Here is a 14,272-nt window from a genome sequence, read left to right as displayed (position 1 = left end):
TCCTGCCCGTGTATATTTTCATGCAATACGCGTATAACAACACTTTCAGCAGCATCCGTGGATGGTAGGCGCTGGTGCCGCCACCTTCGTAAAGGTTGACCAGCTCGCTGATGTCCATTCGGTCGACAACCTGGTTGACAACCCGTACCAAATGTGCCTGTGGGATCAGCTCTTCCAGTGAAGGGGGCAACAATAGCAATTGCCCGGGGTCATATTCCTTAAAAACAACAGATTTTTTTATCTTGCCCATGTATTTCTAATGTCGTAATTAAAAATACAAAAAAGCCCTCGCTCTACATAGTAGAAAAAGGGCTTTTTGCTTTTGGGTCAGCCCCCATTCATGTCAAAAACTTCTATACTCCCGCTTCACAAACTGGTTCGCCACGTCAAAGTTGGTTATCTTCATATTAGTCCCATCCCACATCAACCGCTGCCGGCCCGGAAAGTTGAAACCCTTCCCGTCCGCTTTGGCCTCCCTGTGCAGGTACGAGCGCACGGCCAGGTTACCCATGAGCACAATCTCCGTCAGCGGCCCCGATTGGTCGAAAGAAGAACTCGTATAAGCCCCATAACCCTTTTTACAAGCCTGTACAAACTGCTGCTGATGCCCTTGCCAGCCGCCTTGCACCAATGCGCGCGGCTTGCTGGCAATGCGAACGTTCGCGAATTTGCTCTCCGGCCAGAGTCTCGGGTTTTCACCAAACATTTCAGCACTGATAATACCCTTTGTACCAATGAAAAGCATCCCACCATCCACACTACCGAAAACGGTCTTGTAATCGCAGCCATCGGGCAATTGCGGACGCATTCCGCCGTCGTACCAGTTCAGGTTGATTTCCTTGCCCGGTGTTTTCGAGGGGAATTTTAAATGAATGTTGGCCGAAGGCGGAGCGACGTCGTCGAAGAATGCTTGCTGAAAGAAATCGGCGTATACGGAACCCACGCTGCATTCTACCGAAGTTGGGTAACCGAGTTTCAATGCACGGAAAGGAACGTCGAGGAAATGGCAACCCATATCGCCCAATGCGCCGGTACCGAAATCCCAGTAGCCGCGCCAGCGGAAGGGCATATAGGCTTCGTGGTAATCACGTTTGGGGGCGGTACCGAGCCACAAATCCCAGTCGACGCCCGCAGGGACGGGTTGCGATTCGCCTTTGTCTTTCGGCGATTGCACGCCCTGGGGCCACACGGGCCGGTCCGTCCATACCTCTATCGTATGTACGTCCCCGATCGCGCCCGATTGTACGAGCGCTTCCGTGTTGCGCGTGCCGTCGCTGCTGCTGCCCTGGTTGCCCATTTGGGTTACTACTTTAAATTTCTTCGCAGCCTGGGTGAGCATCCGGGCCTCCCAAATGTCTTTGGTCAATGGTTTTTCAACATAAACATGCTTTCCCAGCTCCATCGCGGCGATTGCGACGGGGTAGTGCATATGATCGGGCGTGGTGACAATGACAGCGTCGAACGTCTTGGCCTCCTTCTCGAACATCTTGCGGTAATCCTTATAATAAGGCGCATTGGGGAATTGCTTGCGGTACTTTTCGGACTGGCGGTCGTCGACGTCACAAAGTGCGACGATGTTTTCGGTACCATTATTATAGGCCTGCTTGATATTGAAGTCGGCTTTGCCGCCGCAACCGACCGCGGCAATATTGAGCTTGTCGCTTGGAGGGGTGAATCCCCGCCCCAGTACATGGCGCGGGACAATCATAAAACCGCTGGCGGCCAATGCCCCGGCTTTGATAAAATCTCTTCTTTTGGTTGAAGTTCCGGATACCTTTTCCTGATTGTCCATGCTTGTGTGATCGTTTGTTGAAAACTGATGGTATCGAAGAAAAGGCACCCGGCCCAAAAGCCTACTATCGGCGTCCGAAGGTTTCTGCGATCTTCATCGCAACGCCCATGTCGCCGTCTATTTTCAGTTTCCCGGTCATGAGCGCCATCATCGCATTCAGGTCGCCGTCGATCAGTTTCAATGCATTTTTCACCGAAACCTCGAAGGTACAATCGGCCTCTGCGTCGGTATTGGAAACGCCGTTGGGCACGGATTTACCATCGACAAACAGGACCCCTTCGTCGGTTACAAATTTGGCTGTGGCATCCAGTCCGCTATCGGTCCCCAGGATATTTGCAATGCGTTCAGTCAGAATTTGAAGGCTCATAAGTACTGTTTGTTAGAAAGTTTGAGTTTTTATTGGATTAAAAAACGACAAATGTATGCCGACTGGAAGAATATTCAAATGGCTTTGGTGTTTTCACCGAAAACGGCAAATTTTACATCCTTCATCAGAAAACCTGCTGATCTGTCATTAACTGAATGAGTGCACCTGTGAATCGCCCCACGTTCCTTACGATTTTGTGTTTTCTTACCTTCATGAGTGCTGTTTCGGGTCTTTGGACCCAATCCGAAAGGCTCTGGAACCCCGGCATCACCGCCGACAAAACCCGCGAAACGTTTGAGGCCGTCCGTGAAAACCTGGATCGTCAGGGCAGCGCCGCCCAGACCAAAACGATGGACAAGATGTTCCAGGCGATCATAGATCAGACTACCGAGGAAAACATCAAAACCAGCGCCATTATCATGCTGATTTTCGAATCGCTGTCACTCTATGCGGCCTACCTGATGTGGAACCTGCAACGGAAGGGTTATTTCCTCTATCTGGGTGGGATCGCGGTTGCGTTTGCAGCCCCTTTACTGATGATCGGCGGCTGGATGGGCGTCATTACCGCCATGGCCGGCGTATTTTTCAGTATTTTCATGGCGATCCTCTACGCTTTCAATCTGAAACACATGTATTAAGGCCCTGAAACCTGCCTCCTGCTATCTCCGACCCGCCGCGCAACGTCCGGATGTTACCAATAATTGTAAATAGGATTGTAAGCTCTTGCATTCCATCAAGAAAACTTTTTATTTTGCGCACTAATTTGAATCGAGAAAATGGCTTTAATTAACAAAATCAGAGAAAAATCCGGGGTAGCCGTCACGGTTATCGCTATCAGTTTAATTCTTTTTATGGTGGGAGGCGATTTGCTGGGCCCAAATTCTCTACTTGGCGACAACAAACAGGTAGTGGGAGAGATTGCCGGGAAAGAAATTAATATCAAAGATTTTCAAAGCCGGGTAGACGGGTTCCGTCAGAACTACGAGGCTCAGTCGGGCCGCAGCCTCAACGAAGGCGAGCTGGCTAATTTGAGAGACCAGGCCTGGAACCAGTTCGTGGTCGACATTGCTTACAAAAAGCAATACGACAAGCTGGGACTGGCGGTAACCGACGAAGAACTGTACGACATGGTACAGGGTAACCACATCAGCCCATCGATTCTGCAAGCATTTTCAGATCCTACCACCGGCCGTTTCGACAAGAATGCGGTGATCAACTATCTGAAAAACCTCAAAACACTTCCTTTGGAACAACAAAAATCCTGGGAGAATTTTGAAAAGAGCCTTCGTGAAGAGCGCACCCGTGCGAAATACGAAAACATGCTTCGCCTCTCGACCTACACGCCGAAAGCACAAGCTGAAAAAGAGTATGTAGCGCAAAATACCAAAGCCAATCTCCGCTACCTCTATGTACCTTATTTCTCGGTGGTAGATACAACGATTAAAGTAACCGACGCGCAGCTGCAAGATTACCTGAGCGCGCACAAAAAAGAATACAAAGGAACCGACACCCGCTCGATCGAGTACGTAACGTTCCCGGTTCAGCCTGCGAAAGACGACAGCGCTGCATTGTATACCGAAATCAAAGAACTCGCACGCGGCCTTGCGACTGCGCAAAGCGACTCTGCATTCGCCGCGATGAACAGCGACATCCCGACGCCGATCAACCAGTCGTACGCTACGATGAGCGACCAGTTGAAAGAAGCGGTGAAAACTTTCGTTCCCGGTGGTGTTTACGGACCTTACCGCGAAGGCAATACCTATTATATCTACAAATACGGCGGAACCCGTTCCGACAGTGTTTCGTCTGCCAAAGCCAGCCACATCCTGATCCGTGCTGAAAACCAGTCGGACTCTGCGAAAACAGCTGCACGTGTCAAAGCGGAAGGTATCCTGGCGCAGATCAAAGCAGGTGCCAATTTCGAAGCATTGGCTGCTACTTCCAGCGCGGACCCCGGCTCGGCACAACGCGGTGGTGACCTGGGTTACTTCCAGAACAACGGCGCGATGGTGAAACCATTCGAGGAAGCTGTTTTCTCTGCAACCGCTCCCGGCCTGATCCCACGTTTGGTAGAAAGCCAGTTCGGTTTCCACATTATTAAAGTAACTGCTCCGAAATCGAATACGCTGTACCGCATTGCGACCATTGGCAAGACCATCGCTCCAAGCCAGGCTACCCGTGACGAAGCATACAGAAGAGCCGACGAATTCGCGAACGCCGTGAAAAGCCGCGAGCAGTTCGAAGAAGCTGTCAAGAAAAACAAAGCGTTGGTTCTGGCAAATGCAAACCGCATTCCCGAGTCGGCTACGAATATCAATGCGATCCAGAATGCACGTGACATCGTAAGATGGGCATTCAAAGAAGATACCAAGCCTTCGACAGTATCACCTGTGTTCGAAACGGAAGAACAATATGTGGTAGCTGTGCTGACAGGCAAATCGGATGCGAAAGATGTGAAAGTGGATGATTTCCGCGACGAACTGACGACCAAAGTGCGTAATCAGATCAAAGCGGAGCAAATCACTGCCAAGCTGAAAGGTGCAACCGGATCACTCGAAGACATGGCGAAAAAATACGGTGCAGGTGCATTGGTTGAATCTGCCAACGACATTTCACTGGCAACCGGCTTCCTGACCAGCGCAGGTTTCGATCCTATCGCGCTTGGAAAAGCATTCGGTTTGAAAGCCGGACAGAAATCAGGTGTATTCACGGGCGAAAACGGTGTGTTCGTCATGGAGCTTTCAAGCAAAACAGATGCGCCTAAGATCGCCGACTTCACCCAGTACAAAACACAGCTGACCCAATCACTGGAAAGCCGTATGTCGTACCTGGTAAACGAAGCCATCCGCGAAAGTGCAAAAATCGAAGACCACCGCGCGAAGTTCTTCTGATCAAAATCGCTTAAAATCTTTGCAAAAGAGGAGCAGAAATTAAATCTGCTCCTCTTTTTTGTTTGTACTGCAAAATTTTCAGAAAAAAGTGATAGTATTGCAGTATAAAATGTCAATCATACACTTATTGATATCAGACCACGATTAACTACATTACAATGAGCATTCTACTCGGAGAACAGGAGTATTTTAAGGGTATCGGAAAGATCTCTTTCGAAGGCCCGGAAACCGACAACCCACTGGCTTACCGCTGGTATGATGAAAACCGCGTTATCGCCGGCAAAACCATGAAAGACCACCTGCGCTTCGCAGTGGCATATTGGCATACATTCTGCGGAGCCGGCCTGGACCCGTTCGGCGGGCCTACGCTTTTCTATCCATGGGACAAGAAACCTGACGCGGTAGACCGTGCCAAAGACAAAGCGGATGCGGCATTCGAATTCATTACCAAGCTGGGCTTGCCATACTACTGCTTCCACGATGTAGACGTGGTAGATTACGCCGACGACGTACGTACCAACGAAAAACGCCTTCAAGCATTGACCGCCTATTTGGGTGAAAAACAAAAGGCATCCGGCGTGAAACTCCTTTGGGGAACGGCCAATCTTTTCGGTCACCACCGTTACATGAACGGCGCCTCGACCAACCCTGACTTCGACGTGGTTGCTCACGCAGGTGCGCAGGTCAAAATGGCTTTGGACGCTACCATCGCATTGGGCGGTGAAAACTATGTGTTCTGGGGCGGTCGCGAAGGCTATATGAGCCTTTTGAACACCGATATGAAACGCGAGCAGGAGCACTTTGCCCAAATGCTGAAAATATCGGTAGCCTATGCCCGTGCGAATGGTTTTAAAGGTAAATTCTTCATCGAACCAAAACCTTGCGAGCCTACCAAGCACCAGTACGACTACGATGCAGCTACCGTGATCGGCTTCCTTCGTCAGCACGACCTGCTGGCCGATTTCAGCCTGAACCTCGAAGTGAACCACGCTACATTGGCAGGCCACACTTTCGAACACGAATTGCAAGTAGCAGCCGACGCAGGCATCCTGGGATCGATCGACGCTAACCGTGGTGACTACCAGAATGGCTGGGATACCGACCAGTTCCCGAACGACATCGCCGAATGGACGCGCGCATTGATCGTGATCCTGAATGCAGGCGGATTACAAGGCGGCGGTATCAATTTCGATGCGAAACGTCGCCGTAACTCGACCGACGTGGATGATGTATTCCACGCGCACATCGGCGGTATCGACACGGTGGCCCGTGCATTGGTGATCGCCGACAAGATCATTCAGAACGGAGATTACGACAAGATCCGCAAGAACCGCTATGCCAGCTTCGACGGCGGCAAAGGTGCCGATTTCGAAAAAGGTGCATTGAAACTGGAAGACCTGTTCGACCTGGCCGCTACGAAAGGCGAGCCTGCGACGATTTCCGGCAAACAGGAATACCTCGAAAACCTGATCAACCGGTTCATCTGAGACTAACACAATGTTACCTCAATATTAATTTTCAAAAGCCATTGATGTATTTCAATGGCTTTTGGCATTCATGCAGGCCTACGGCCGTAACTTGCATGAAATTAACCCAGCGCTTTCTGCCATGCATACCGGCCGCGCCAAGAAACTTTCGCCCTCTCCTATCCTACCCGGCATTATCCTGCTTATGGCGTGGATAATACCCTGCATATTTACCCAAACTGCATTTGCCCAAACTGACTTCAAGGAAACGGATCGCGGCATTCAGGCAAGTCCGCGGAACCCTGATTCGTTGCTGATCGGCCTGAAAGCGAGCTACAATTCAGCGGCCGGGAAAAGTAACGAGGTAGAAGCCGCCGGCTATTTACAGCAAATCGGAAGGCTGCTTTTCATTTCAGGACATTACCCGCAATCGCTCGACTACCTGCTGCAAGCTGAGAAGATATTCCGCAGCCAGGATCAGAAAAAGATGCTGGCTATGAACCTGAACATGCTTGGCGAGCTCTATTACCGCACCCGCAGACCACAACTCGCCCGGAAACAATACGACGAAGCATTGGTTATCTACCAAAATCTGAAACACGAGTCCGGCAAAGCAGAAATTTACGGCCGCATCGGCCATTTGTACGAAAAGCGCGAAATGTACGACAGCGCTTTCCATTTCCAGCGCCAGGCCCTGCAATCCTACCAGCTCGACCGCCATACCGACGGCGCCGCTAAGATTTACGAAAACATCGGCAGCATTTACGAAGACCTTGAAAAATACGACTCGGCCTATTTCTATTTCAACAAAGCTTACGCGCTTAATGCGCAGACACGCAACACCCGTGCGCAAGTGGAAGTAGTGAATAACCTGGGTGATGTACTTCGGAAAACCGGCCGTTTTCGCGAAGGACTGGCTTACAGTATCCAAAGTTTGAAACTCGCCGAAACCAATGGCGAGCGTTACCAGATTTCGAGCGCCTATAATGATATTGCCAAAGCCTATAACCTCCTCGCCCGCAACGACAGCGCATTCCATTACCTGGCGCTGAGCCGCAGCCTGCTCAACGACATTTATTCCGAAGAGAGCAACAAGCAGCTCGCATTGCTGCAAACCCTGTATGAGATCGAGAAAAAGGATAATGAAATTGAACAACTGACCCAGGCGCGGCGCATCGATACCCTTATTTCCATTGCAACAGGCATTGTGGTACTATTGGTTATCGCTGTGGCCGCATTGATTATCAGCCGGCAGCGACTCAAAATCCGGAACGAGCAAAAGCTTCGCGCGCAGCACAAGCAGGTGTACGAAGCGAAAAATCAGTTGATGGAGGTTGAGTTAAAAAACAAAAAACTCGAAGAAGAGCATCTCAAACAACAGCTCGAAACCAAAACGCAGGAACTGAGCAGTTATACCTTACACGTAATTCGTAAAAACCAGTTGCTGGAAGATCTGCGCACCAGGCTCGACGAGATGATCAGGGACGATAAGCGCGACCAGCGGAAGCAGATCAAAGCATTGTCCGAACAGATCGGCGAAGGCTTGCAGGACGACCAGCATTGGGAAGAATTCCGGGGCATATTCGAGCAAGTACACCAGTCGTTTTTCGACCGGCTCCAACAGCAAACCGGCCCGCTTACCGCCAACGACCTCCGGCTGATCGCATTGATCAAAATGAACCTTACCTCTACCGATATCGCCACGCTCCTCGGCATTTCGCAGGACAGCCTTCGCGTGATCCGCCACCGCCTGCGCAAGAAACTGAACCTGGCGGCAGGCGACAATCTCTCGGCTTATATCCAGTCGATCTAGGCGGTTAACAATTTCTTAACAGTGCCGTAACGCAAACATAATGGCTTCAATCAGGCATTTAAGCTCCTGTATATAAAGACATTATGATCAAAAATCAACCCTTGTTGCCTTCATGTAACGCCCCGAAACGGTCTGTTGCCCTTTTGTTAACGGCGCTGATTTGGATCACTGAGTTTGTTCTGCACACCTTCGCATCGTCAAAAACACGACCGCTGACCGCTGACCGCCGACCGCCGACCGCCGACCGCCGACCGCCGACCGCTAAAATTTCAGCTGCCAATACCAAACGATGATGATCCGAAATATTTTACATACCCTCCTCCTGCTAATCACTGTTACCAGTCTCCGCGCGGGAACACTGAAAGGCAAGCTACTCGAAGCGGCCACCGGCGAACCTGCACTGGGCGTGGTTATCTCCATCGAGGGTACCAACTTTCATGACATTTCCGGCCTCGATGGTTCGTTCTCGATCCCTAACCTTCAAAAGGGCTCTTACCGGCTCATGATCCGGCACATTTCCTATGCACCATTACAAAAGGAGTTTGCGGTGAATGGGAATGAAGTGATTCAAATGGACCTTTCGCTGGAAGCGGCGGTCGGGCTGAAACTGGAAGAAGTGGCCGTTACCGGCAAGCGCGACGGTGCCAGCGACAATACCGCCCGCCTTATGGAGCGCAATGCGAGCCAGGTGATGAATATTGTTTCCGGCAAAACGATCCAGATTTCCCCGGACCTCACCGTCGCCAACGTGATCCAGCGTATTTCCGGCATCTCCATCGAGCGCAACAGCAATGGCGACGGCCAGTACGCGATCCTGCGCGGCATGGACAAACGCTACAATTACACCCTCGTGAATGGTGTGAAGATCCCGAGCCCGGATAACAAGTACCGCTATGTCCCACTGGATATTTTTCCCTCCGACCTCCTCGACCGCCTCGAAGTGTACAAAGCATTGACGCCCGCCATGGAAGGCGACGCGATCGGTGGCGCGGTGAATATGGTCATGAAAGACGCACCCGATAAGTTTACTTTCTCGGCCAATGTTTCTACGGGCTATAACGAGCTGTTCATGAACCGCAAATTCACGGGGTATGATTTTAAAAATATAGAATCGGAATCTCCCTATGAGCGGAACGGTAACCAGTACAATGCCACCCCGTCGGATTTTTCGACAGCTGCGGTTAATTATAAACTTAAAACACCCGCTCCCAACCTGCTCGGCAGCATTGCGATAGGCAATCGTTTCCTGAACGACAAGCTGGGTGTTCTGCTCGCCGGAAGCTATCAGAACACCCACCGCGGCAGCAACAGCCTCTTCTTCGACTCGGAGGCGGTGGATACGTTGCGCGGCGAAGTGCTTACCAAAATGAGCGAGCGCGAATATTCGGAACAGCAGATCCGGTATGGCCTGCATTCAAAATTAGATTACCGCATCAACGAGAAGCATAAAATCCAGTTCTACAATGCATTTATGAACCTGACCAACGTGCAGGTGCGGGACACGAAAGCTACCCAGCTCACCATCGGCGGTTACGATCCGGTGGCCGGCAATGCAACACTCAGCTATTCCACCCGCTCGCGGTTGACCAAACAGCAGATTTTCAACAGCACATTACAAGGTAAGCACCAGTTGCTCGATGCGCTCGCATTGCAATGGTCGGCGGTGTATTCCAAAGCGACCAACGAGGTTCCCGATAATGTGACTGTGCCGCTGACCGGCGTTATGGAGCATTTTCAGGAAAGAAAAACAACTGTCGGCGACGCATCGCGGCGGTGGGAGCACAACTCCGACCGTGACTTGTCTGCCTATCTCAATTTAATTTACAACACAACCATAGGCTCCACGCAGGTAGAATGGACGGCCGGTGGCCTGTTCCGCGACAAATCGCGCTCCAATTTTTACAACAACTACCAGCTCCGCCCGGCCGACCCGCTGGCCGAATACGGAAGGGATTTCACCGAAAACTCCCAGATCCGCTGGACGATCCAGAACCCGCGGGGCTCCGTGGCGAGTGCATTGAACTACGATGCCACCGAACAGATCAAAGCAGGTTTTATCCAGTTTAAAGCCGAAACGAAAAACCTCGAAATACTCGGTGGCCTACGTGCGGAGCATACCGACCAGGGCTATTCGATGCTTTTCCCGATCGGGGAAGACCGGCCGAGCAGCAACCAGAAGTATACCGACATTTTACCCAGCCTGCATTTCAAATACAAGCCGGAAGACCATATCAACCTCCGCGCGTCCTATTTCCGCTCAATTAACAGACCCGGCTTCTTCGAGATCGTGCCTTACCGCATTGTGCAGGAAGAATACCAGGAACGCGGCAACCCCGACCTGAAACGCGCCATTGCCGACAACATCGACTTGCGCTACGAGCTGTTCCCGCGTGCTTCGGAGCAGTTTATGGTGGGCATTTTTTACAAAAAGATCAAAGACCCGATCGAATACACGCTCCAACGCGACGCGATCCGCGGCCAGGATATCTACTACTCGCCCGGAAATTTCGGAAATGCGAAGAACTACGGGCTGGAAATCGACTATATCAGATACGTGAAGCAATTCGGGATCAAGGCCAACTACACCTACACGCATTCGCGCATTACCACACCCAAGTCCAGGCGCATACGGAACGAGAGCGGTGACCTGGAAACCATCAGCGTGATGCAAACGCGGCCGCTGTACGGACAATCGGCCCATGTGGGTAACCTTTCGGTCCTTTACAAAAACCAGGAGAACGGCATCGATGCGCAGCTTGCTGGCGGGTACACCGGTGAGCGCATCAACACGGTATCGCAGTTTGTCGACAATGACCTTTGGCAAAAAGGCTTCGTGCAAATGGATGCTTCCGTTGAAAAAACGTTCCGAAACGGCCTCGGCGTGTTTCTGAAAGCCAACAACCTCCTCGATACCCCGATGGAAGTTTACATGAAGAATACCAATGCCTCCAATGCCAATATCCCGAATCAGGACGTGTCGGGCAAAACGCTCATCCGCCGTGACCGTTACCAGCGCTCCTACCTGCTCGGCGTACGATACAAGTTTTAATCAGTCATCAAAATTTTAATGCTTATGAACCAATCCAAAATGAAACAGCTATTCATGCTTTCAGCGCTAGCCGCATTCCTGATCACCGGTTGCAGCGACGACAAATCCGATCCGACACCTTCCGATCCACAGCCCACCGAACAATCGGTTACAGGCGAAGTCTCCGGTACTTGGACCAAAGGCAATACCTACAAAGTGACCGGCCACCTTCAAATCCCGGAAGGTAAATCGCTTACCATCGAAGAAGGCGTAACGGTACTTTTCAGCGACTCCGTGATCAAGCCGGAAGTGGTGGTGAAAGGTAACCTGTACAGCCTCGGTACTGCTGCCGCCCCTGTGAAATTTACTGTACCTGATGCCTGGAAAACGGCTGGCAACCTGTATGGTAACCTTTGGGGCGGATTGATCGCCGGTCCGAATTCAGCCGAATTCGTATTGAGCAATACCATCCTTGAATACGGCGGTGCGGTAACGACCGAAGAATCGCCGTCAGTGAAAGCCGGTTTGTACAAAGCGATTGCGGGCGAGCACGTGCCGGTTATTTACTATCCCAACGTAAATGGTAAACTGGTGGTAATGAACAGCACCATCCGCAACTTCAACGAAGACGGCTTCTATATCGAAGGCGGTAATGTGATCATCGCCAACAATACTTTCAACACTACCGGCGTATCGGGTGGCGACGCGATCAATATCAAATCGGGTGTGCAGGCAGATGTGGCATTCAACGTGGTGTACAGTCCGAATACCAATGCATTGAAGCTCTCCAACACCGGCGACCGTTCACCGCAAGCTTACATTGTAGGTTACAACAATACGATTATCAATGCGGGTTGGAGAAGGCCTACAACCAAAGGCGGCTCTATCTGGCTTGAAAAAAGCGTTCGTGTGGACCTTTACAACAACCTGCTGGCCAACGACCGCTTCGGTATCAAAAAGGAAAACGTCGACAAATCGGTGGACGACCGCTCGGTGACAAGCAATACATTGTATTATGGAGCTACCGAGGAAGGGGTGAAGCAATTCCAGCCGTCGGTAGAGATCCTGAAAGGCGCTAATGACCTGATTTCAGCAAAAGTGGGCGACAACGACCCTAAATTTGTGAACTACCCATTGACTACCGACAACAAAAACGCCACTTTCAATACCGCCTGGGACTTCCATTTGCAGGCTGGCTCCCCGGCGCTGGGTAAAGGCAAGACCGGCTTCACCCGCCTGTACGCCGACGGCCTGGTGATCAACGGCGTAACCTACAAATCCCCCGCTCCCGCCGACTACATCGGTGCGTTGGGTACGAAGTAATTCATTTATCCGAGCGACGCCAAATCAGCTAACGGCAAAAGGATTAATGGATAATGCAACAATCGATTTCTCTTGAAATACGGTGCGCCGCACCTCCTAAAATCCCATTACGATAACAATCCACAAATATTACGGTGCGCTGCACCTGGCCCGTAAAAGGCGCAGAGCGCCGTAATACTTGTAGAAATCGTCACGTGATTTTACGAGGTGCAGCGCACCGTAAGAAAACCTGCCCGGCTGACATCCACGTGTAACCATATTTTATTCTAACACCAGTGAAAGCATTCATTCTCTCGGCCGTTGGCCTGGTGGCGGTCGTGGCCTGCCAGTCCAACAATAGCACCCCCATCCATTCCGCCGCGCAAGCCGACACCATCAGCGCGGTGATTCAGCCGGTTTTCATCACCGACACCGTAGCCCACGACACCGACGATCCGGCGATCTGGATCAACCCGACCGATCCCGCAAAAAGTCTGATCATAGGCACCGACAAAGATCAGGACGGCGGCCTGTACGTGTTCGACCTGCAAGGCAAAATGCAACGCGACAAATCCGTCACCGGCCTGAAACGACCTGACAATGTAGACATTGAATATGGCCTGACACTGGCTGGCAAGCCGGTGGACATTGCCGTTACCACCGAACGTTTCACGCACAAGCTCCGCATTTACAGCGTGCCCGATATGAAACCGATCGACAATGGTGGCATCGATGTTTTTGTGGGAGAAACCGGCGAAGGTACCCGCGATCTGATGGGCATTTCGCTTTATAAAAACAGATCGGGTAAAATATATGCGATCGTAGGGCGTAAAACGGGGCCTACCGACGGCACGTACCTTTGGCAGTATCTGTTGGAAGACAATGGCAAAGGCCAGGTGAAAGCCTCGCTTGTGCGCAAATTCGGCAAATACAGCGGCTTGAAAGAGATCGAAGCGATTGCCGTCGACGACCAGCTCGGCTACGTTTATTATTCCGACGAAGGCAAGGGGGTTCGCAAATACTACGCCGATCCCGAAAAAGGCAATGAAGAACTCGCGCTGTTCGGGATCAGTGGCTTTACGGAAGACCACGAAGGCATTTCCATTTACCAACTCACCGACAGTACCGGCTATATCCTCGTTTCCGATCAGGGTGCCAACAGTTTCCAGATTTTCCCGCGGGAAGGAGCTTCCGGCAAGCCCAACGAACATACGCTTCTGAGAAAAGTAACCGTTAAAGCAACCCACAGCGACGGTTCCGACATCGTTTCCATCCCCCTCAATGCCCGGTTCCGCAGCGGCTTGTTTGTAGCTATGAGCGACGACAAGACCTTCCACCTCTATCGCTGGGAAGATATCGCCGGAAAACACTTAAAATCAATTAAGTAACCAAAATTGAGAAATAGTTTCGCTATAACTATTTCTCAATTTTTTTTAGGATTATTTACAATAATTTTGATTGAGATGTAATATCTAATCAATGTTATTTCCTACTTTTAATTAACCTTCTATAACTAACCTAAAATTCTAACCCTTATGTTATTAACTGTACACTTTCCGACTTAGGGGCCCTGGCTTCCGACCACCTTCACGGGTCCTGTTTTCCGGCATCAA

At 51.0% G+C, this 14,272-nt stretch carries 9 protein-coding genes and 1 pseudogene; 7 read left to right on the top strand and 3 right to left on the bottom strand.

The features are described from left to right. The 3 genes and pseudogenes from BMW93_RS32310 to BMW93_RS32300 all read right to left on the bottom strand — a co-directional run. Window positions 1–250, bottom strand: a pseudogene (locus BMW93_RS32310) (IS1182 family transposase); the annotation flags it as partial. 93 nt (window positions 251–343) lie between these two features. Further along, window positions 344–1,792, bottom strand: a complete 1,449-nt coding sequence (locus BMW93_RS32305) for a Gfo/Idh/MocA family protein (protein ID WP_090386452.1) — start codon at window positions 1,790–1,792, stop codon at window positions 344–346. Window positions 1,793–1,856: 64 nt separating this feature from the next. Continuing rightward, window positions 1,857–2,159 (bottom strand): SCP2 sterol-binding domain-containing protein, encoded by a 303-nt coding sequence (locus BMW93_RS32300; RefSeq protein ID WP_090386450.1) that lies wholly within the window; start codon window positions 2,157–2,159, stop codon window positions 1,857–1,859. 212 nt (window positions 2,160–2,371) lie between these two features. Between BMW93_RS32300 and BMW93_RS32295 the strand changes: the two genes are divergently transcribed. From BMW93_RS32295 to BMW93_RS32265, 7 genes are all read left to right on the top strand, one after another. Further along, a complete protein-coding gene (locus BMW93_RS32295) occupies window positions 2,372–2,797 on the top strand; it encodes a hypothetical protein (protein ID WP_090386481.1) in 426 nt (141 codons plus the stop codon). A 138-nt stretch (window positions 2,798–2,935) separates the two neighbouring features. After that, on the top strand, window positions 2,936–5,050 hold the full coding sequence (locus BMW93_RS32290; RefSeq protein ID WP_090386448.1) for a peptidylprolyl isomerase: 2,115 nt from the start codon (window positions 2,936–2,938) through the stop codon (window positions 5,048–5,050). A gap of 158 nt (window positions 5,051–5,208) precedes the next feature. Further along, window positions 5,209–6,537 carry a xylose isomerase gene (xylA, locus tag BMW93_RS32285; RefSeq protein ID WP_090386446.1) on the top strand — a complete coding sequence of 443 codons (1,329 nt, stop codon included), beginning with the start codon at window positions 5,209–5,211 and terminating at the stop codon, window positions 6,535–6,537. 121 nt (window positions 6,538–6,658) lie between these two features. Continuing rightward, window positions 6,659–8,329 (top strand): tetratricopeptide repeat protein, encoded by a 1,671-nt coding sequence (locus BMW93_RS32280; protein ID WP_090386479.1) that lies wholly within the window; start codon window positions 6,659–6,661, stop codon window positions 8,327–8,329. A 292-nt stretch (window positions 8,330–8,621) separates the two neighbouring features. Then, a complete protein-coding gene (locus BMW93_RS32275) occupies window positions 8,622–11,378 on the top strand; it encodes a TonB-dependent receptor (protein WP_090386477.1) in 2,757 nt (918 codons plus the stop codon). A gap of 39 nt (window positions 11,379–11,417) precedes the next feature. After that, window positions 11,418–12,680: a right-handed parallel beta-helix repeat-containing protein gene (locus BMW93_RS32270; protein ID WP_229241068.1), complete on the top strand. Its 1,263-nt coding sequence runs from the start codon at window positions 11,418–11,420 to the stop codon at window positions 12,678–12,680. Between the two features lie 275 nt (window positions 12,681–12,955). Continuing rightward, on the top strand, window positions 12,956–14,047 hold the full coding sequence (locus BMW93_RS32265; protein ID WP_090386442.1) for a phytase: 1,092 nt from the start codon (window positions 12,956–12,958) through the stop codon (window positions 14,045–14,047). Window positions 14,048–14,272: the final 225 nt, after the last annotated feature.

The sequence above is a fragment of the Dyadobacter sp. SG02 genome (assembly GCF_900109045.1).
In the GTDB taxonomy this organism is placed as follows: Bacteria; Bacteroidota; Bacteroidia; order Cytophagales; family Spirosomataceae; genus Dyadobacter.
The sequence above is the reverse complement of the archived record's forward strand: the minus strand, read 5'-3'. Positions and strand labels throughout refer to the sequence as shown.

What these genes read in the sequence shown, in the direction of transcription:
- BMW93_RS32295 (WP_090386481.1), top strand. Translation starts at nt 2,372, where the DNA reads ATGAGTGCTGTTTCGGGTCTTTGGACCCAATCCGAAAGGCTCTGGAAC.
- BMW93_RS32305 (WP_090386452.1), bottom strand. Translation starts at nt 1,792, where the DNA reads ATGGACAATCAGGAAAAGGTATCCGGAACTTCAACCAAAAGAAGAGAT.
- xylA (WP_090386446.1), top strand. Translation starts at nt 5,209, where the DNA reads ATGAGCATTCTACTCGGAGAACAGGAGTATTTTAAGGGTATCGGAAAG.
- BMW93_RS32280 (WP_090386479.1), top strand. Translation starts at nt 6,659, where the DNA reads ATGCATACCGGCCGCGCCAAGAAACTTTCGCCCTCTCCTATCCTACCC.
- BMW93_RS32300 (WP_090386450.1), bottom strand. Translation starts at nt 2,159, where the DNA reads ATGAGCCTTCAAATTCTGACTGAACGCATTGCAAATATCCTGGGGACC.
- BMW93_RS32275 (WP_090386477.1), top strand. Translation starts at nt 8,622, where the DNA reads ATGATCCGAAATATTTTACATACCCTCCTCCTGCTAATCACTGTTACC.
- BMW93_RS32270 (WP_229241068.1), top strand. Translation starts at nt 11,418, where the DNA reads ATGAAACAGCTATTCATGCTTTCAGCGCTAGCCGCATTCCTGATCACC.
- BMW93_RS32290 (WP_090386448.1), top strand. Translation starts at nt 2,936, where the DNA reads ATGGCTTTAATTAACAAAATCAGAGAAAAATCCGGGGTAGCCGTCACG.